This is a genomic window from Conexibacter sp. CPCC 206217, from assembly GCF_030646165.1.
In the GTDB taxonomy this organism is placed as follows: domain Bacteria; phylum Actinomycetota; class Thermoleophilia; order Solirubrobacterales; family Solirubrobacteraceae; genus Conexibacter.
The window spans coordinates 706,437-724,820 of record NZ_JAUTDO010000002.1 but is presented as its reverse complement, the minus strand read 5'-3'; the positions used below and the strand labels follow the sequence as shown (position 1 = coordinate 724,820).

Sequence of the window (18,384 nt, the reverse complement as noted above, 5' to 3'; positions counted from 1 at the left end):
CGATGGCCGACCGTCTGCGTGAGCTGATCGACCTCGTCCTCGGCTCGCTCGACGAGCCGGCCGCGAGCGGGCGCGAGCTGGCCGAGCGCGCCCACTTCTCGCGCGACCATCTCGACCGCCTGCTGGCCGCGGCGACGGGCGAGTCGCCGGTCGGGTTGCGGCGGCGGCTGCTGCTGGAGCGCGCGGCGTGGCAGCTGCGGGTCGCGGGCGAAGTACCGTCGGCGGTCGCGCCGGCCGCCGGCTACGGGTCGCTCGCCGCCTTCTCGCGCGCGTTCTCGCGCGCCTATGACGTGGCGCCGAGCGCGTTCGCGGCGTCGGCTGCGCCGGTCGCGCTGGAGGCGCCGAACGGGATCCACTTCCATCCGCCGGCGGGGTTGCTGATCCCGGGCGCCCCGCTCGCGCCTCGCGGCGCCATGGCCGGCGCGGCCGCGGGGTCCGGCGCGGCCGCCGGGTTCGGTGCAGCCGCGCGGCAGCCGCTCGCACCGCTCCCGCTCCCGCTCGCCCGCGACCTGACCGACCGCCTGGTCGCACACCACCTCGACCGCGTCCGCGAGCTGCTGCGCGCGGCTGCGACGGTGCCGCCCGAGGAGCTCGCGCGAGCGCTGCGGCCCGGCCTCGTGATCCTCGCGTTCGAGGGCGAGGAGGCGAGTGCCGGGGTGATGGCGCAGCGGCTCGTCTTCACGCTGGAGGTGTGGGTCGCGGCGATGGCGGGCGAGGTGGTGCCGGAGCCGTTCGGCGAGCCGGCGGCGGCGAGCGAGCCAGCCGGCCGCGGCGAACCGCGCGCGGTCGTCGACCTGCTCGACCGCTTCGAGCGCGCCGCGCGCACGTTCACGCGGATCGTGCGCGCGATCCGCGACCGCGGTGCATGGGACGACGCGTTCGTCGACGCGCTCTGCGAGCCGCCGCAGTCGTTCACCTACGGGGGCGTCGTCGCGCACGTGCTGAGTTACGGCGCGATCCGCCGCGAGACGCTCGCCGGCGTGCTGCGCGAGCTGGGGATCGCAGGGCTCGCCAGCGGCGATCCGATCGAGTGGGAGCAGGACAGGCAGGCGACACGCCGCTGAAGCGGACGCGCGCGGCGGCGGGCGAGCCGGTTGGCGCGGCGCCCGGTCATCTAACGTCCGGCGCCATGTCCAGCCAGGCTGACGAAACGACCGCGGTGCTGTGCGCACCGGACAAACTGCGCGGTGCGCTGGATGCGCGTGCGGCGGCCGCGGCGCTGGCGCGAGGGGTGCGGGCGGCGGGCGCGCAGGCGCGCGAGCTGCCGATCGCCGACGGCGGCGAGGGGACGCTCGAGGTCTTCCTCGCACAGGCGACCGTGCACGAGCTCGACGCGCCCGACGCGCTCGGTCGACCCGCCCGCGCGCGGATCGCGGAGCTGCCCCACCACGTGTTCGTGGTCGAGGCCGCCGAGGCGATCGCGCTCGGGACGCTGAGCGACGTCGAGCGCGACGTCGAGCGCGCCTCCTCGGCCGGTGTCGGCGTCCTGATCCGCGCGGCGCTGGACCGCGGCGCGCAGCGGATCCTCGTCGCCGTCGGCGGCGTCGCGACGGTCGACGGCGGCGCCGGCATGCTGCACGAGCTGGGCGCACGCTGCGCCCGCGACGGCGGCGAATTGCTCGCCGATCAGTCGCTGGACCTGAGCGGTCTCGATCCGCGATTGCGCGCAGGGGTCGAACTGGAGCTGCTCGTCGACGTCGCCGCGCCGCTGACCGGGCCCGACGGCGCCGCCCGTCGCTTCGGTCCGCAGAAGGGCGCGAGCGCGCGGCAGGTGGAGGCGCTCGACGCTGCGCTCGGCCGCTGGGCGAGATCGCTCGGGGTCCCGGCCGAGACGCCCGGCGCGGGCGCCGCCGGCGGGCTCGGGGCGGCGCTGCAGGCGCTCGGCGCGCGCACGCGGGCCGGTGCGGAGGCGGTGTTGGAGCTGACCGGCTTCGACGCGCTGCTGGACGGCGCGGCGCTGTGTCTGACGGCGGAGGGATCGGTCGACGCCTCGACGCTGCAGGGCAAGGCGGTCGCGGCGGTCGTCGCCCGCTGCACGGCAGCGGGCGTACCGGTCGTCGTGCTCGGCGGCCGGGTCGAGCAGGCGGCCGCGGACGAGCTGCGCCGTCGCGGCGCTCGCGCCGTCAGCGCGCTCGGCCCGTCCGACCGCCCGCTCGCCGAGGCGCTCGCCGCGGCCGGCGCGGAGTTGGAGGCGGCCGCACGCGCGGCCGTCGCCGGTCGCTGAAGCGGCTCGCGTGAGGCCGTCTGCGCGGTTCGGGCCGCGCCGCGCCCCGGTGTGCGCGGTCGCCGGATGCCCGCAGGTGGCCGCCTTTCCAGGATTGTCCCACTAGTCGAAACACAGGTTGCATTAAGCGGCACGCGTCGCTAGGTTCCCCGCAGTCCGATGAGAGCTGGACGACGGCCGGCGGGTGGGTCCCGCCGGGCCGCTTCCCCGTGCCCGGGAGACAGGAGGCCGACGTGGAGCGCGACGTGCAGTCAGGCGACCGCAGCAGCAGCCGCAGTCGATTCAACCGACGGGACTTTCTCGCCGGGGGCGCCGCGGGAGCCGGCGCGCTCGTGCTGGCGTCCGCCTTCCCGTCGCTGGTGCGAGCGGGATCGGGAGCGGCGCCCGCCGGGGCACTCGACGACCTGCTCGCGGCGCCCCCCTTCTCGTTCACCTACGGCGGCGTCGGCTCGGCCGGCCTGCTCGCCAGATGGCCGCAGAGAACGACGACGCAGACGCTCGCCAACGGGGCCGAGCAGACGACCGTCACGTGGACCGACGCGACGAGCGGGCTGATCGTACGCTGGACGGCGACCGAGTACCCGGGCTATCCGAACCTGAGCTGGATCGTCGAGTTCGAGAACGGTGGCAGATCCAACAGCTCGACGCTCGCCGACGTGCTCGCGGTCGACCTCGACGTCGCCGAGGCGGTCGCCGGTCCGGCCGGCTCGGACTGGACGATCCACACCGGCATCGGCAGCAACCAGAGCGTGCACGACTTCCGCCCGATCGACGTGCCGCTCGCGTCGAGAGCCCACCGCCTCTTCACGACCGCCGGCGGGCGCCCCTCGAGCTTTCGCGACGAGCCGGACACGAGCGGCAGCTACATCCCCAACGGCTGGCCGTACTACAACGTCGAGTGGGGCGGTCAGGGGATCGTGCTCGCGATCGGGTGGCCCGGTCAGTGGGGCGTCGAGGTCAACCGCACCGACAGACAGGCGCTGACGCTGCGCGGCGGCATGTGCACGCTCGACGACGCCGACGACGGCGACCACATCGCCGCGCTGAACCTGACGCAGCTGTGGCTGGCGCCCGGCGAGTCGATCCGGACGCCGATGATCGTGCTGCAGCCGTGGAGCGAGGACGGCTGGCTCGACGCCCAGAACACGTGGCGGCGCTGGATGGTCGACTACCACCTGCAACGCGACCAGGGCCGACCGCCGCAGCCGCACCTGTCGGCGACTCACTACAGCTTCGGAGCGACGCAGGCGGACCACTTCAGATGGCTCGACGGCTACGCCGACCACGGGCAGACGCTCGTGACCGGCGGGCGCTACGACCATTACTGGATCGACGCGGGCTGGTACCAGTCGGCGTCCGCGACCGACTGGCAGCCGACCGGCACGTGGGAGGTCAACACGACGCGCTTCCCCAACGGCCTCGCTCCGGTCACCGACCGCGCCCGCGAACTCGGCCTGTCGACGATCCTCTGGTTCGAGCCCGAGCGCGTCCGGCTCGGCACGTGGCTGGCGAGCAGCCATCCCGAGTGGCTGATCCAGCCGCCCGCCGGCTATGTCGGCTTCCTCGGCTCCAGAGACGACCGCCTGTTCGACTTCGGTGACCCTGACGCGCTCGCGTGGGCGATCGCCACGTTCAACGGCCTGCTCGAAGACCAGCACGTCAACGACACCTACAGAGACGTCTCCGGCTTCTACCGCGAGGACTCGAACATCGAGCCGCTGCCGTACTGGAACGAGGCCGACCTGTCGGGCCGCCGCGGGCTGACGCAGGCGCGCTACGTCGAGGGTCACCTCGCCTACTGGGCGGCGATCCTGGCAGCCAACCCGACGCTGCAGATCGACACCTGCGCCAGCGGTGGGCGGCGCGTCGACGTGCAGTCGCTGCAGTACGCGATCCCGCTGCTGCGCAGCGACCTCGTGCGCCCGCCCGTCGCCGCGCAGTGCCAGAACTACGGCCTCTCGCTGTGGCTGCCGGTCAGCGGCAACCAGGCGCCGGCCAACAGCGACCCGGGCAATGGCTACGTCCAGCGCAGCGCGATGACGGCGTGCTTCGACATGCCCGTCAACGTCGACGACCCGGCGACCAACTGGACCGCGCTCACCCCGCTGACGGCGGAGTGGGCGGCGATCGCGGACTCCTACCTCGGCGACTACCACCCGCTGACCGCGTACAGCGACGCCGACGACGCGTGGATGGCGTGGCAGTACAACGCGCGCGACGCCGACAGCGGCTTCGTGCAGGCGTTCCGCCGGCCTGGCTCGGGGACGGCCAGCCAGAGACTGCTGCTGCGCGGGCTCGACCGCGCGGCGACCTACGCGCTCACCTCCTACGCCGCGACGACGCAGAGCTGGACCGCCTCGTCGGGCTTCAGCGCCAGACAGGGCGACAACCAGTGGCGCTACCTGATGCGCAACAAGAGCACGGGCGCGTTCACCGACAACACCTACAGAGACAACGCCTGGTATGGCCCGCTGCTGACCTCCGGCGGCTACGTCGCAGCCAGCAGCCAGCATCCCGACGACAGCTACGACGCCGTCCGTCGCTGGGTCGCGCCGGTCGCGGGCGTCGTGTGCGTCACCGGGCGGGCCTACAAGCAGGACGTCTCCGGCGGCAACGGCGTGATCGCGAGCGTGCTGCACAACGGCACGACGCTGTGGACGCGCACGATCGCCTACGACGACGCGACCGGCTACACGACGGACGTCGAGCTGAGCGACGTGCCGGTCAGCGCCGGCGACACGCTCTCGTTCGTCGTCGCCAACAACGGCGGCTACGCCAACGACGCGACGATCTGGGATCCGACGGTCACGCTCGTGCAGGAGGAGAGCTGGAGCGCGTCGACCGGCTTCAGCGCCAGACAGGGCGACAACCAGTGGCGCTACGAGGCACGTGCCAAGAGCGGCGGCGCCTACAGCGACGCCACGTACAGAAGCGGGGCCTGGTACACGCCCGGCAACGGCTACGTCAACGCTGGCAGCATGCACCCGGACAACAGCTACGACGCGGTCCGCACGTGGGTATCGCCGCTGACCGGCGTCGTGCGGATCGGCGGGCGCGCGTACAAGCAGGACGTCAGCGGCGGCAACGGCGTGATCGTGAGCGTGCTGCGCAACGGCACGACGCTGTGGACGCGCACGCTCAGATACGACGACGCGACCGGTCACACCACCAACGTGGAGCTGGACAAGGTCGTGGTCTCGGCCGGGGACAGCATCCGCTTCGTGATCTCCAACAACGGCGACTGGTCCAACGACGCGACCTACTGGGACCCGACGATCTCGGTCGTGACCGAGCCGAGCTGGACCGCCTCCGCCGACTTCAGCGACACGCAGGGCGCCGACCAGTGGCGCTATCAGGCGCGTGCGAAGAGCGGCGGCGCCTACACCGACGGCAGCTACAGAGCCGGCGCCTGGTACGGGCCGTTGTCGACGGCCGGCGCATACGTCGCGGCGGGCAGCATGCATCCCGACAACAGCTACGACGCGGTGCGCGCGTGGGTCGCGCCGTGCGCCGGCAACGTCCGCATCAGCGGCCGCGTGCGCAAGCAGGACACGGGCGGCGGCAACGGCGTGATCGCCAGCGTCCTGCTCAACGGCACGACGCTGTGGACCAGAACGGTCAGATTCGACGACGCCGGCGGCTACACGACGAGCGCCGACCTGCAGAGCGTCGCCGTCAGCGCCGGCGACACGCTCCGCTTCGTCGTCGCCAACAACGGCGACTACGCCTACGACGCGACCTACTGGGATCCGACGATCACGCTGCTGGCGGATCCCGACCCGGTCACGACGAGCAGCAGACAGACCGGCGCCCAGCTCGAGGACAGCGGCCTGGCCGTGTCACTCGGCAGCGGCACCGCCGTGACTGTCACCTACGAACGCCAGTAACTCGCATTTCCCGGCTCGACGGGTGATTACGCCCGCGGAGTCACTGAAAAACAGCCTCAAGATCCTTGACGCGTGTTCACAGTGAATGCTATTCTGTGGCACACGCGTCCCTCCTAGTGGAACCGGAGACATTTCGGGATGACTGAAGACCGCAACCCTGAAACCGGCGTCGGAGAGGTGCTCTCCCGGCCGGTCTCGCGCCGAGGCGCGTTGAAGCTGTTCGCCCACACGGGTGTCGCGGTGGGTGGTGGCACAGCCCTGATGTCGGTGCTCGCCGGCTGCGGCGACAGCAGCACCGGCGGCGGCAGCACCACGACGGCCGGTGGCGGCGGCGCGAAGGTCGCGGCCAACACCAGCGCGACCCAGCGCGGCGCGGTCGCCGTCGCGTTCGACCCGCTCGACCCCGCGGTCTCCAGCAACGGCGTCTCGATCAACGTGATGTTCTACGTCTACGAGACGCTCTACCGCGCGGAGGTCTCCGACCCGACCTCATTCGTGGCGGAGCTGGCGGCGGGCGATCCGGAGAAGGTCGACGAGACCACCTACCGCATAACGATCCGCAGAGGCGCGACGTTCCACAACGGCGATCCCGTCACGGCCGACGACGTCGTCTTCTCCTACGACCGCCTGAAGAAGTTCGGCGACGCGTCGTTCCTCGGCAAGTACATGGTGAATTTCGAGGCCATGAGAGCGATCTCCCCCGAGGTCGTCGAGGTCAAGCTGAAGGCGCCGACCTCGCTGCTGGAGCAGCGCATCGCGGTCTTGCGGGTGCTGTCCAGAAGAGCCGTCGCGGCCGACAGAGCGAACGCGCTCAGATACAAGCCGGTCGGCAGCGGCCCGTACAGCGTCACCAGAGCGGCGCCGTCCTCGGGCGTCTCGATGGTCAAGTTCGAGAGCTACAACGGCCCGCTCGCGAGAAGCTTCCCCGCCAGACAGATCGACCTCTCGATCGTGACCGACCCCAGCGCCCAGCTGAGTGGCCTCGAGAGCAACCGCTTCGACGCGATCGCGCAAGTCCTGCTGTCGTCGGTCGACTCGATCAGAAACCGCGGCACGCTCGCGGTGGAGTCGCCGATCGGCCACGCGATCCACGGCTTCCTCTTCAACGCCGGCAAGGCGCCGTTCGACGATCCGCGCGTGCGCCAGGCGATCATGTACGGGATCGACCGCGACGCGATCCTGCAGGCGGCGTACTTCGACAACGGCGCCGTCGCCGACGCGCTCGTGCCGAGATCGAACAACGACTACACGCAGCCGGCGACGACCTACGCGCACGATCCCGAGAAGGCGAGAGCGCTGCTGGCGCAGGCCGGGCTCGGCAGCGGCTTCTCCTACGAGCTGATGGTCGGCAACAACATCTCCGGCATGCCGGCGGCGGCGCAGCTGATGCAGCAGCAGCTGTCGGAGGCCGGCGTCGACCTGAAGCTGAAGACCGGCGACCTCGGCGCGCTCTACGAGGACGTCACCAACGGCAAGTACGAGTCGCTCTACGCGCCCAGCTCGCCGGCGATCCTCGGCTCCGCCGACGCGGAGTTCATCTACCGCTGGCTGTACTACGGCAGCTTCGCGACCGAGTACCTGTTCTGGAGAGCCCCCGAGCAGAAGCAGGTCGAGGCGCTGCTGGACAGAGCGGTGACTCAGCCGACCTCCGAGGGGTACAAGAGCACGATGGCGACGGTGATCGAGATGATCGCGAGAGCCGGCGGCCCGTTCGCGCCGGTGATCCTCGTCAACAACCCGGTCGCCTGGAATCCCAGAACGTGCAGCGCGATCACGCCGAGCCAGATCGGCAACCTGTTCCTCGGCAACGACCTCTAGCTCGTTGACCGGTCTCACCACCACCGATCTCGCTGCCGCGACGCAGCCAGGGCGCCCGCCGGCGGCATCGCGGCGACGCGCCCTGCTGCGCCAGATCGCGCTGCGGCTGCTGATGGTCGTGCCCGTCGTGCTCGGCGTGATCACGCTGATCTTCCTCGTCGGCGCGCTCTCCAAGCGCGATCCCGCGCGCGCCGCGGTCGGCCCGACGGCGTCGGCGGCGCAGCGCGAGGCGTTCGCGAAGGCGCACGGCCTCGACGACCCGCTGCCGGTCCGCTACGTCCGCTACCTCGGCGATCTCGCGCGCGGCGACCTCAGCGTCACGCTCGTGACGCAGGAGCCGATCGGGGGCCTCGTCAAGAGAGCGGCGCCGGTGACCGTCTCGCTGACGCTGCTGGCGAGCGCGCTGGCGCTCCTGCTCGGGCTCGTGATGGGAGTGCTGTCGGCGCTGCACCGCGGCTCGCCCTTCGACCGCGCGGCGCTCGTCGTCGCGTCGGTCGGTCACGCCGTGCCGGCGTTCCTCGTCGGGCTGGTCGCGATCCAGCTGTTCGCGGTCAACTGGCACGTGATCCCGTCCGGCGGCTACTCGCCCCTGGCCGACGGCGTCGGCGAGTGGCTGCGCTCGCTGATCGCTCCCGCGCTCGTCCTCGCGCTTCCGTTCGGGGCGGTGATGGCACGCGTGATCCGCGGCACGATGGTGCAGGAGCTGGACAAGGAGTACGTGCGCACCGCCGAGGGCCTCGGCCTGCCGGTGCGCACGATCGTGCTGCGCAACGTCCTGCGCAACGCGCTGTCGGCGCCGCTGACGCAGTTCGGCGTCGGCATGGGGGTGCTGTTCTCCGGCGCGATCCTGATCGAGTCGCTGTTCCAGCTGCCCGGCCTCGGGATGCTGACGGTGCAGGGGATCCAGAACGGCGACTTCGGCCTCGTCAGCGCCGTCGGCATCTTCGGCGGGATCGCGTTCGTGCTCGTCAACGCGGTGATCGACGTGATCTGTGCGCTGCTGGACCCGAAGGGCTCGGTGTCGAGCGCATGAGCGCCGTCCCAACGGTGCAGGCGCCGGTCGTGGAGCGGGCGGCCGGTCCGCTCGCGCGCCTCTGGCGCTCCGGCTCCGGCCGCATGGTCGTGGTCGCCGCCTTCGTCGCGCTCGTCGTGCTGCTGCTGCCGCTGGTGCTGCCGTCGCCGACCACCGGCGTCGTCGCCGACCGCCTGCGGTCGCCCTCCTTCGCGCACCCGTTCGGCACCGACGCGTTCGGGCGCGACGTCTTCAGCCGCGTGATCACCGGCGCACGCGCGACCTGGACAGTCGGCCTCGCGGCAGCGGTCCTGTCGCTGCTGGTCGGCGGCGCGATCGGCGCCGCGGCGGCCGTCAGCGGCCGCTTCGGCGACAGCGTCCTGATGCGCCTGATGGACGTCGTGCTGGCCTTCCCCGCGACGCTGCTGGCGCTCGTGCTGGCGATCGCGATCGGTCCCGGCGTGTGGACCGTCGTGATCGTCGTCGCGTTCGTCTACTCGGCGCAGGTCGCGCGCTTCGTGCGCAGCCTCGTGCGGCGCGAGACGACGCAGGAGTACGTTGAGGCGGCGAGACTGGTCGGCTCCAGCCGGCGGCGCGTGCTCGGCTACCACGTCGGCATCAACGTGCTGCCGACGCTGCTCGTCTACCAGATGACGATCGCCGCCGACGCGATCCTGGTGGAGGCCGGACTGTCCTACCTCGGCGCCGGCGTGCGCCCTCCGACCCCGTCGTGGGGCGGCATGATCCAGGAGGGGCAGGAGCTGATCTTCTCCGGCGTCTGGTGGACCTCGCTGTTCCCCGGCATCGCGATCGCGATCACCGCGCTCGTGCTCAACGCGATCGCCGACCGCATGATCGCCGACATCAGCCTGGACCGATGACGATGACCGACCACGTTCTCAGCGTTCGCGACCTGACGCTGACGTTCCCGCAGCAGTACGGAGAGACGCAGCTGCTGCGCGACGTCAGCCTCGACCTCGTCCCCGGCGAGACGGTCGGGATCGTCGGCGAGTCCGGCAGCGGCAAGACGCTGCTGGGCCTGACGATGCTCGGGCTGGAGCCGAAGACCGCCTACGTCGGCGGCCAGGTGCTGTTCGGCGGGCGCGACATGCACGCGATGAGCAACGCGCAGAAGCGCGCGCTGCGCGGCAGCGGGATCGCGATGATCTACCAGGACGCGCTCGTCAGCCTGAACCCGAGCATGAAGGTGAAGGCGCAGCTGAAGCAGGCGCTCGGCGACGACGCCGAGCGCTCCGCGGAGGAGCTGCTGCGGGCGGTCCAGCTCGACGAGACCGACCGCTTCCTGGAGGCGTTCCCGCACCAGCTGTCGGGCGGCCAGCGCCAGCGCGTGCTGATCGCGATGGCGATCGCGCGCAAGCCCAGAGTCGTGATCGCCGACGAGCCGACGACCGCGCTCGACGTGACGGTGCAGGCCGGGATCATGCGGCTGCTGAGACGGCTGCGCGACGAGCTGCAGTTCGCGCTCGTGCTGGTCTCGCACGACCTCGGCCTCGTCGCCGGCGTCGCCGACCGCGTCGCCGTGATGTATGCCGGCGACCTCGTCGAGCTGGGGCCGACGCAGGACGTGCTGGCGCGCTCCGCGCATCCGTATACGGCGGGCCTGATCGAGGCGAGCCGCTCGCTGGAGGAGGGCCGTGCACGGCTGGCGCAGATCGTCGGCGTCGTGCCGGCGCCGGCCGACTTCGCGACCGCCTGCCGCTTCCAGGACCGCTGCCCGCGGGCGGCGGAGCAGTGTCGTGTCGCGCGCCCGCCCGCGGTCGCGCCGATCGGAGGAGGCCGCACGGTGCTGTGCCATTTCCCGCTCGTCGAGACGGCGCCGGGCGCCGTCGGCGTCGAGCCGGTCGCGGGGTCGAGCCGATGAGCGCCGAACCCACCGCGTCCGGCGCGCCCGCCGCCGCCCCGACCGCCGAAGACGCCGCCACCACGCTGCGCTGCGAGCAGCTGTGCGTCTCCTTCACCGTCACGACGCCGCTCGGGCAGCAGACCGTCGACGCCGTCCGCGGCGTCTCGGTCGCGGTGCGGCGCGGCCGCGTGCTCGGGATCGTCGGCGAGTCCGGCTCGGGCAAGTCGACGCTGGCGCGCTCGCTCGTCGGACTGCAGCGGCCGACCAGCGGCACGGTCCGCTGCGGCGAGCTGGACGTCGCCGACCGCTCGCTGGAGATGCGCCGCCAGCTCGGCCGCCGCGTCGCGATGGTCTTTCAGGATCCGCGCAGCTCGCTGAACCCGCGCCTGTCGGTCCGCGCCGTCGTGTCCGACCCGCTGAAGGTCCACGGGATCGGCACGCGCGAGACGCGCGCCGCCCGCGTCGAGCAGCTGCTGAGCGACGTCGGCCTGCCGGCGCGGCTCGCCGGGCGCCGCGTGCGCACGCTCTCGGGCGGGCAGCTGCAGCGTGTGGCGATCGCGCGCGCGCTGGCGCTGGAGCCCGACTTCATCGTCGCCGACGAGCCGACCTCCGCGCTCGACGTGTCGGTGCAGGCGCAGATCCTCAACCTGCTGGCCGAGCTGCGGCGCGAGCACCAGTTCGGGATGTTGGTGATCTCGCACGACATGCGCGTGATGCGCTTCCTCTGCGACGACCTCGTCGTGATGCTCGCCGGCGCCGTCGTCGAGCGCGGCCCGGCCGCGGACATCTACGCCGCGCCCGAGCACGAGTACACCCGCGAGCTGATCGGCGCGACCCCCCTGCTGGGGTCCGCGGCGGCGACCGGCTAGCTGTCCCCCCACTTCAGAACCGCGAAAGGCCACTGATGTCGAAGAGTTCCGAACAGCTCGCCGAGCGAGCCCTCGCCCGCGTTCCAGGCGGGGTCAACTCGAACGTCCGCCTCAGCGCGGCGGAGTACTTCTTCGCGCGCGGAGAGGGCGCGCGGATCTGGGACGTCGACGGCAAGGAGTACATCGACTACGCGCTCGGCCAGGGGCCGATGCTGCTCGGCCACTCGCACGCCGGGATCAACGGCGCCGTCGCGATGGCATGCGCCGACGGAATGGTCTACGGCGCGCAGCACCCGCTCGAGGTGCTCGCCGCCGAGCGCTTCTGCGAGGCGGTCGGATGGGCCGAGCGCGTGCGCTTCGGGATGACCGGCAGCGAGGTCGTGCACGCCGCGCTGCGGCTGGCGCGCGCGGTCACCGGTCGCGAGCAGATCGTGCGCGTGACCGGCCACTACCACGGCTGGGGCGACACGGTCCTGCTCGACCTCGCCGCGACCGAGCCCGTGCCCGCGAGCGTCGGGCAGCCGGCGGCCGCGCTCGACGGCACCCGGCTGGTGCCGTGGAGCGACGTCGACGCGCTGCGCCGCGCGCTCGCCGACGGCGACGTGGCGGCGGTGATCATGGAGCCGGTGATGTTCAACAGCGGCGCCTTCCCGCCCGCCGCCGGCTACCTGCAGGAGGTGCGGCGCGCGTGCGACGAGCACGGCACGATCCTGATCTTCGACGAGGTCATCACCGGCTTCCGGCTCGCGCTCGGCGGCGCCGTCGAGCACTTCGGCGTGACGCCGGACCTCGCGACCTACGGCAAGGCGATGGCGGGCGGCTGGCCGGTCGCCGCGTTCGCCGGCCGTGCGGACCTGATGGACCGCCTCGGCGACGGCACGATCAATCACGCCGGCACGTTCAACGCGTCGGTGATGGCATCGGCCGCGGTCGTCGCGACGCTCGCGGTGCTGGAGGCCGATCCGCCGTACGAGCGGCTCAACGCCTACGGCGTCGAGCTGATGGCGCAGCTCGGCGAGCTGGCGCAGCGACGCCGCGTGCCGCTGCGGATCGAGGGGCTGCCGGTCGCCTTCACGGTCGCGCTGGAGCCGGCGGTGGGCGGCGGCGCGTTGCAGCTGCACCGCGCGCTTGCGGACGCCGGCATCTGGACGACGGGCCGCGGGCTCTGGTTCGTCTCCGACGCGCACCGCACGGACGAGCTGCGCGACACGGTCGCGCGTGTCGACGCGGCGCTCGCGCGGCTGGGCTCGGCGAGCGAGCACGGGGACGTCGCGCTCGCATGAGCCGGCGCGTCGCCGTGCTCAGCATGTGGCACGAGACCAACACCTACGCGGTCGGGCACACGCGGCTGGCGGACTTCGAGGCGTTCGAGCTGCTGGAGGGCGAGGCCGTCTTCGCGCACAACCGCGACACCGGTTCTGTGCTCGGCGGCTTCCTCGACGAGACCGAGCTGGAGCTGGTGCCGTGCTTCGCGGCCGGTGCCTGGCCCGGCCCGATCGTCGCGCAGGAGGCGCTCGATCACATCCTCGAGCGCGCGCTGGCGACGGTCGAGCAGGCCGGTGAGCTCGACGGGATCCTGCTCAACCTGCACGGCGCGATGGTCGCCGAGGAGGACGAGGATCCGGAGCGCACGCTCGTGGAGGCGCTCGCGCACGCGCGGCCCGGGGTCCCGCTGGTCGTCGTGCTCGACCTGCACGCCAATCCGTCGCGCGCGTTCGTCGAACGCTGCGACGTCGTGATCGCGTACGACACGTATCCGCACGTCGACATGCGCGAGCGCGGCCGCGAGGCGGCGGCGTTGATGCGCGAGCTGCTCGGCGGGCGCAGGCTCAAGACGCTCGTCGCGAAGGTCCCGATCCTCGCGTCGCTGCTGAAGCAGGGGACCGCCCAGGAGCCGATGCGCGGGCTGCAGCAGCGGCTGCGCGGGCATGCCAACCGCGCCGGCATCGCGCGCGTCTCGATCGCGGCCGGCTTCGCCTTCAGCGACGTCGAGCGCGCCGGCGTCAGCGCGCTCGTCGTGCACGAGCCGGGCCGCCGGCACATCGCGACGGCGATCCTCGAGGAGACCGAGCGCGACATCCGCGCGCACCGCCAGGACTTCCACACGACCCGTCCCGCTCCGGCGCAGGCGGTCGCGCGCGCGATCGCCGCGCCGCTGCGGCCGGTCGTGCTCGCCGACGTCGGCGACAACGTCGGCGGCGGCTGTCCGGGCGACGGCACCGCGCTGCTGCACGAGCTGCTGCGGCAGGGCGCGAGCGGCGCGGTCGTGATCATCGCCGACGCGGTCGCCGCGCTGGCGGCGGCGCAGCTGGGCGAGGGCGCGGCCTTCAGCGGCATGGTCGGCGGGCGCACCGATGCGATGCACGGCGCGCCGGTGCAGATCGACGGCACGGTCGTGCGCGTCACCGACGGCCGCTACAGGACGGCGGGCACGTGGATGTCGGGGCAGACGTTCTCGATGGGCACGACCGCCGTCGTCGACTGCGGCGGCACCGAGGTCGTGCTGACGCAGGAGCGCGTGCCGCCGTTTCACCGCGAGCAGCTGACGAGCGTCGGGATCGACCCCGCCCAGCGCGAGATCATCGTCGCGAAGGGCGCGATCGCCTGGCGCGCGGCGTTCGGGACGCTGGCGCGCACGGTGATCGAGGTCGACACGCCGGGCATCTGCCCCGTCGAGCCCGACGTGCTGCCGCGCCGGACTGTTCCGGTCGGCTCGTGAGCGGCCCCGGAATCTTCCGCCACGGCGCGCGCCTGCCGGTGCAGGCGCCGGCAGCGGCGATCTCGCTGGCCGAGGGCGACACGCCGCTGGTGGCGCTGAGCGCCGACTCGCGGATCGCGACCGGCGGCGCCGCGGTCGCGGTCAAGTGCGAGTTCCTCAACCCGACCGGCTCGTTCAAGGACCGCATCGCGGCGGTCGCGGCGACACGGGCGCGCGAGCACGGCCGCAACGGCGTGGTCGGGATGTCGTCCGGCAACGGCGGCGCCGCGATCGCCGCCTACGCCGCGCGCGCCGGGCTTCCGCTGACGCTCTTCACGGTCCCCGGCGCGCCCGCCGCGAAGCTCGACCAGGTGCGCGCCCACGGGGCGCACGTGATCGAGTTGCGCGGCCTCGGCCACGATGCCGCGGCGACCGCGCGCGCAGCCGCCGAGCTGGTGCGCGCCGCGCAGGTGCACGGCCGCGAGCCGTTCGTCACCGCGCGCAGCTACTGCCCCGACGCGATGGCGGGCGCGAGGACGATCGCCTACGAGCTGGCCGAGCAGGCGCCTGACGCGACCGCCGTCTACGCGCCGATCGGCGGCGGCGGGCTGTTCGCGTCGATCTGGCACGGCTACCGCGAGCTGGCGGCGCAGCTGCCAGGCCCGCTGCCGCGGCTGGTCGCCGTGCAGCCGCGCGGCTGTCCGACCGTGCGCCGCACGCTGGAGGGCGCCGGCGCGCAGCTGGAGCAGCCGGCGACGACGGCGATCTCCGGGCTGCAGGTCGCGGTCCTGTTCGACGACGCCGACGTCGTCGCAGCGCTCGACCGCACCGGCGGGCACCTCGTCGAGGTCGACGACGACGTCGTCTGGGACGTGCAGGCGCGGCTGGCGCGGCGCGACGGGATGCTCGTCGAGCCGGCCGGTGCGGTCGCGCTGGCGGGGCTGGAGGCCGACGTGCGCGCCGGCCGCGTCGGCCCCGGCGACCGCGTCGTGACGATCGCGACCGGCGCCGGCTTCAAGGACGCGGCGGCGATCCGGCGGCTCGGCGGCGAGGCGCCGCTCGACGCGGTCGAGCTGAACGACGTGGAACGAATTCTCGAGACGACTGGGAGCATGCTGTGACGGACGCGACGACCCGCTTCAGCCTCGACGGACGCGTCTGCGTCGTCACCGGCGGGGCGGGCCTGTACGGGCGCTGGATCGCGCAGGGGTTGGCGGAGCACGGCGCCACCGTCGTGCTCGCCGCGCGCAACGCCGAGGCGTGCGAGGCGGTCGCGGCGGAGCTGGCGTCGCACGGCCTGCGCGCCTGGGCGCAGCGGCTCGACCTCGCCGACGAGGACTCGATCCGCGAGCTGCGCGATGAGCTGATGCGCCGTCACGGCCGCATCGACGTGCTCGTCAACAACGCCGTCCACCGCGCCGGCGGCGACTTCTTCGCGACCGAGCCGTCGGACTTCGCCGCGACCCACCGCGTCAACGGCGAGGGCCTGTTCCTGATCACGCAGCTGTGCGCGGAGCAGATGATCCACCGCCGCGCCGGCTCGATCGTCAACATCGCGTCGATCTACGGCGTCGTCGGACCCGACTTCGGCGTCTACGGCGACAGCGGCATGACCACGCCGGTGCCGTACGCGTACGACAAGGGCGGGATGCTCGCGTTCACGCGCTACCTCGCGACCTACCTCGGCAGATGGGGCGTGCGCGCAAACGCGATCAGCCCCGGGGGCCTGCAGACCGACCAGGATCCGGCGTTCGTCGAGGCGTACGCGCAGCGCACGCCGCTGGCGCGGATGGCCGGGCCGGAGGACATCAAGGGCCCGATCGTATTCCTCGCCTCCGACGCCTCCGCCTACGTGACGGGCACGAACCTGGCGGTCGACGGTGGCTGGACCGCGCGCTGACGACGGCGCGCCGTCGGTCGCGGCGAGCGGTGCGCCGGAGCCGGACGAACCCGACTCCAGACCGAGGCCGCCGGGCGCGCGCGACGCCCGGTGGCTCGCACTGCTGGTGCTGTGCGTCCCGGTCGTGCTGCTCAACGTCGAGTCGACGGTCGTCAACGTCGCGATCCCGACGCTCGTGCGCGACCTGCGTGCGTCGGCCTCGCAGCTGCTGTGGATCGTCGACGGCTACGGGCTCGCGTTCGCCTGCCTCGTCCTGACCGCGGGCGCGTTCGCCGACCGCCTCGGCCGGCGCCGCGTGTTGATCGCCGGGCTCGCGTGGTTCGGCGCCAGCTCCGCGCTGGCAGCGTTCGCGCCGACTCCCGAGCTGCTGATCGCGGCGCGCTGCGCGATGGGCGCGGGCGCCGCGCTGCTGTACCCGACGAGCCTCGCGATCATCGTCCAGCTGTTCGACGAGCCGGGCGAACGGGCGCGCGCGATCTCGGTCTGGGCGGCGGTCGGCACGGTCGGGATCGTGCTCGGGCCGCTGGTCGGCGGCGCGCTCGTGGACAGCTTCGGCTGGGGCGCGCCGTTCCTCATCAACGTGCCGATCTGCGCCGCGCTGCTGGTCGCGACCCCGCTGCTGGTGCGGGTCCCGCGCAGACGGCAGTGCACGCCGATCGACCTGCCCGGCCTCCTCGTCTCCGTGCTCGGCCTCGTGCTGCTGCTGTACGGCGTGATCTCGGGGCCTGAGCACGGTTGGGGCTCAGCTGAGGTGCTCGTGCCGATCGCGCTCGGCTTCGCGACGTGCGCCGGCTTCCTCTGGTGGGAGTCGCGCTGCGCGCACCCGATGGTCGACCTGCGGCTGTTCGCCGCGCGCGAGTACGCGGCCGCCTCGACGACGATCGCGGTCGTCTACTTCGCGCTCGTCGGCTGGTCGCTGCTGCTGACGCAGTACCTGCAGTACGTGCTGGGGGTCGACGCGTTCGTGGCGGGGCTGTGCCTTGTCCCGATGGCGCTCGGCCAGCTCGGCGGCGCGTTCGCGGCGCCGCGGCTGGTGCGCCGGCTGGGACGCAACGTCGTCGTGACGGCCGGCGTCGCGCTGCTGGGGCTTGCGACGCTCGCGTTCGCATTCGAGCCGCTCGTCGCGACGCTGCCGCTGATCGTCCTCAACCGCGTGCTGGAGGGGATCGGGATCGGTCTCGTCGTCGTGCCGACGACCGACTCGGTGATGCGCAGCGTCAGCCCCGAGCGCAGCAGCGTCGGCTCGGCCGTCAACGACACGACGCGGATGACGGGGGCGATCCTCGGCGTCGGCGTGCTCGGCAGCGTCTTCGCCGCGGGCTACGCCGCCTCCGTCGGCCCGCTGCCGTTCGTGCCGCAGGCGCTGCGCGAGCACGCCGCCAGCTCGGTCGGGTCGTCGTTCGCTGTCGCCGACGGGCTGGCGCCCGACGCGGCGGCGCAGCTGCTCGACAGCGCGCGCGACGCGTTCATGGCGTCGCTGCGGCTGACGACGCTCGCGAGCGTCGCGCTGATCGCGCTCGCGGGGGTGATCGCATGGCGGCGGCTGCCGCGCCGCGAGGTGGCGTTGACAGCGCCGGAGGGCGAGAATAGTGTGCCGTTCTATGAAATCAACGATCCATTTGTCGAAACGGCTGTGCGTGGGGAGCGCGGCGACGGGGGTGCTCGGACGGCCCGTGGCGGGAGCGGCTCCGTGGCTGCCGGGCGTGCGCGGCACGGGAGCGACGACGTGAGCGCGATCCATGCCGCGGCGACCGCCGACGCGCCGGCGCCGACCGGTCGCTACTCGCAGGCCGTCGTCGCGGGCGAGCTGTGCTTCCTCGCCGGCCAGGCCCCGTTCACGCCCGCGGGCGAGCTGGTGCCGGGCGACCTGGAGGCGCAGATCCGCCAGTGCTTCAACAACCTCGAGGCGGTCGCAACGGCGGCCGGCACGAGCCTCCAGCGGGCGGTGCGGATCGGCGTCTTCCTCAGCCCCCGCGTCGACATCGCCGAGTACAACCGCGTCTACGCGGAGCTGATCGCGCAGGACCCGCCGCCCGCGCGCACGACGGTCTTCTCCGACTTCCCCGGCTTCGACGTCGAGATCGACGCGGTCTGCCTGCGGGCCTGACCCCG

At 72.9% G+C, this 18,384-nt stretch carries 13 protein-coding genes; all 13 read left to right on the top strand.

Annotated elements, in window-relative coordinates:
- Positions 1 to 2: 2 nt before the first annotated feature.
- The 13 genes from Q7L65_RS08025 to Q7L65_RS07965 all read left to right on the top strand — a co-directional run bounded on the left by Q7L65_RS08025 (position 3) and on the right by Q7L65_RS07965 (position 18,379).
- Positions 3 to 1,064 (top strand): helix-turn-helix domain-containing protein, encoded by a 1,062-nt coding sequence (locus Q7L65_RS08025; protein WP_304720155.1) that lies wholly within the window; start codon positions 3 to 5, stop codon positions 1,062 to 1,064.
- Positions 1,065 to 1,129: 65 nt separating this feature from the next.
- The gene (locus Q7L65_RS08020; RefSeq protein ID WP_304720153.1) at positions 1,130 to 2,224 is read left to right on the top strand and encodes a glycerate kinase; all 1,095 of its coding nucleotides are present in this window, start codon (positions 1,130 to 1,132) and stop codon (positions 2,222 to 2,224) included.
- A gap of 233 nt (positions 2,225 to 2,457) precedes the next feature.
- Entirely contained in the window at positions 2,458 to 6,111 is a 3,654-nt protein-coding gene (locus Q7L65_RS08015) for an alpha-galactosidase (RefSeq protein WP_304720152.1), read from the top strand.
- A gap of 138 nt (positions 6,112 to 6,249) precedes the next feature.
- Positions 6,250 to 7,929 (top strand): ABC transporter substrate-binding protein, encoded by a 1,680-nt coding sequence (locus tag Q7L65_RS08010; RefSeq protein WP_304720151.1) that lies wholly within the window; start codon positions 6,250 to 6,252, stop codon positions 7,927 to 7,929.
- Positions 7,930 to 7,933: 4 nt separating this feature from the next.
- The gene (locus tag Q7L65_RS08005; RefSeq protein WP_304720150.1) at positions 7,934 to 8,962 is read left to right on the top strand and encodes an ABC transporter permease; all 1,029 of its coding nucleotides are present in this window, start codon (positions 7,934 to 7,936) and stop codon (positions 8,960 to 8,962) included.
- Positions 8,959 to 9,822, top strand: a complete 864-nt coding sequence (locus Q7L65_RS08000; protein ID WP_304720148.1) for an ABC transporter permease — start codon at positions 8,959 to 8,961, stop codon at positions 9,820 to 9,822. Before Q7L65_RS08005 ends, Q7L65_RS08000 begins: the two co-directional genes overlap by 4 nt.
- Positions 9,819 to 10,823 (top strand): ABC transporter ATP-binding protein, encoded by a 1,005-nt coding sequence (locus tag Q7L65_RS07995; protein ID WP_304720144.1) that lies wholly within the window; start codon positions 9,819 to 9,821, stop codon positions 10,821 to 10,823. Before Q7L65_RS08000 ends, Q7L65_RS07995 begins: the two co-directional genes overlap by 4 nt.
- Entirely contained in the window at positions 10,820 to 11,674 is an 855-nt protein-coding gene (locus tag Q7L65_RS07990) for an ABC transporter ATP-binding protein (RefSeq protein ID WP_304720143.1), read from the top strand. The genes Q7L65_RS07995 and Q7L65_RS07990 overlap by 4 nt, the downstream gene beginning before the upstream one ends.
- A 35-nt stretch (positions 11,675 to 11,709) precedes the next feature.
- Positions 11,710 to 12,957, top strand: coding sequence for an aspartate aminotransferase family protein (locus Q7L65_RS07985; protein ID WP_304720141.1), 1,248 nt, complete (start codon positions 11,710 to 11,712; stop codon positions 12,955 to 12,957).
- On the top strand, positions 12,954 to 14,393 hold the full coding sequence (locus Q7L65_RS07980) for a M81 family metallopeptidase (protein WP_304720140.1): 1,440 nt from the start codon (positions 12,954 to 12,956) through the stop codon (positions 14,391 to 14,393). Before Q7L65_RS07985 ends, Q7L65_RS07980 begins: the two co-directional genes overlap by 4 nt.
- Positions 14,390 to 15,493: a pyridoxal-phosphate dependent enzyme gene (locus Q7L65_RS07975; protein WP_304720138.1), complete on the top strand. Its 1,104-nt coding sequence runs from the start codon at positions 14,390 to 14,392 to the stop codon at positions 15,491 to 15,493. Before Q7L65_RS07980 ends, Q7L65_RS07975 begins: the two co-directional genes overlap by 4 nt.
- A complete protein-coding gene (locus Q7L65_RS07970; protein WP_304720136.1) occupies positions 15,490 to 16,272 on the top strand; it encodes an SDR family oxidoreductase in 783 nt (260 codons plus the stop codon). Before Q7L65_RS07975 ends, Q7L65_RS07970 begins: the two co-directional genes overlap by 4 nt.
- Positions 16,253 to 18,379 (top strand): MFS transporter, encoded by a 2,127-nt coding sequence (locus Q7L65_RS07965; RefSeq protein WP_304720135.1) that lies wholly within the window; start codon positions 16,253 to 16,255, stop codon positions 18,377 to 18,379. Before Q7L65_RS07970 ends, Q7L65_RS07965 begins: the two co-directional genes overlap by 20 nt.
- The last annotated feature ends 5 nt before the right edge of the window (positions 18,380 to 18,384 follow it).

Excerpts from the sequence above, each read along its gene's own strand:
- Q7L65_RS07985 (WP_304720141.1), top strand. The coding sequence starts at position 11,710 with ATGTCGAAGAGTTCCGAACAGCTCGCCGAGCGAGCCCTCGCCCGCGTT.
- Q7L65_RS08010 (WP_304720151.1), top strand. The coding sequence starts at position 6,250 with ATGACTGAAGACCGCAACCCTGAAACCGGCGTCGGAGAGGTGCTCTCC.
- Q7L65_RS08025 (WP_304720155.1), top strand. The coding sequence starts at position 3 with ATGGCCGACCGTCTGCGTGAGCTGATCGACCTCGTCCTCGGCTCGCTC.
- Q7L65_RS08000 (WP_304720148.1), top strand. The coding sequence starts at position 8,959 with ATGAGCGCCGTCCCAACGGTGCAGGCGCCGGTCGTGGAGCGGGCGGCC.
- Q7L65_RS07990 (WP_304720143.1), top strand. The coding sequence starts at position 10,820 with ATGAGCGCCGAACCCACCGCGTCCGGCGCGCCCGCCGCCGCCCCGACC.
- Q7L65_RS08020 (WP_304720153.1), top strand. The coding sequence starts at position 1,130 with ATGTCCAGCCAGGCTGACGAAACGACCGCGGTGCTGTGCGCACCGGAC.
- Q7L65_RS07980 (WP_304720140.1), top strand. The coding sequence starts at position 12,954 with ATGAGCCGGCGCGTCGCCGTGCTCAGCATGTGGCACGAGACCAACACC.
- Q7L65_RS07995 (WP_304720144.1), top strand. The coding sequence starts at position 9,819 with ATGACGATGACCGACCACGTTCTCAGCGTTCGCGACCTGACGCTGACG.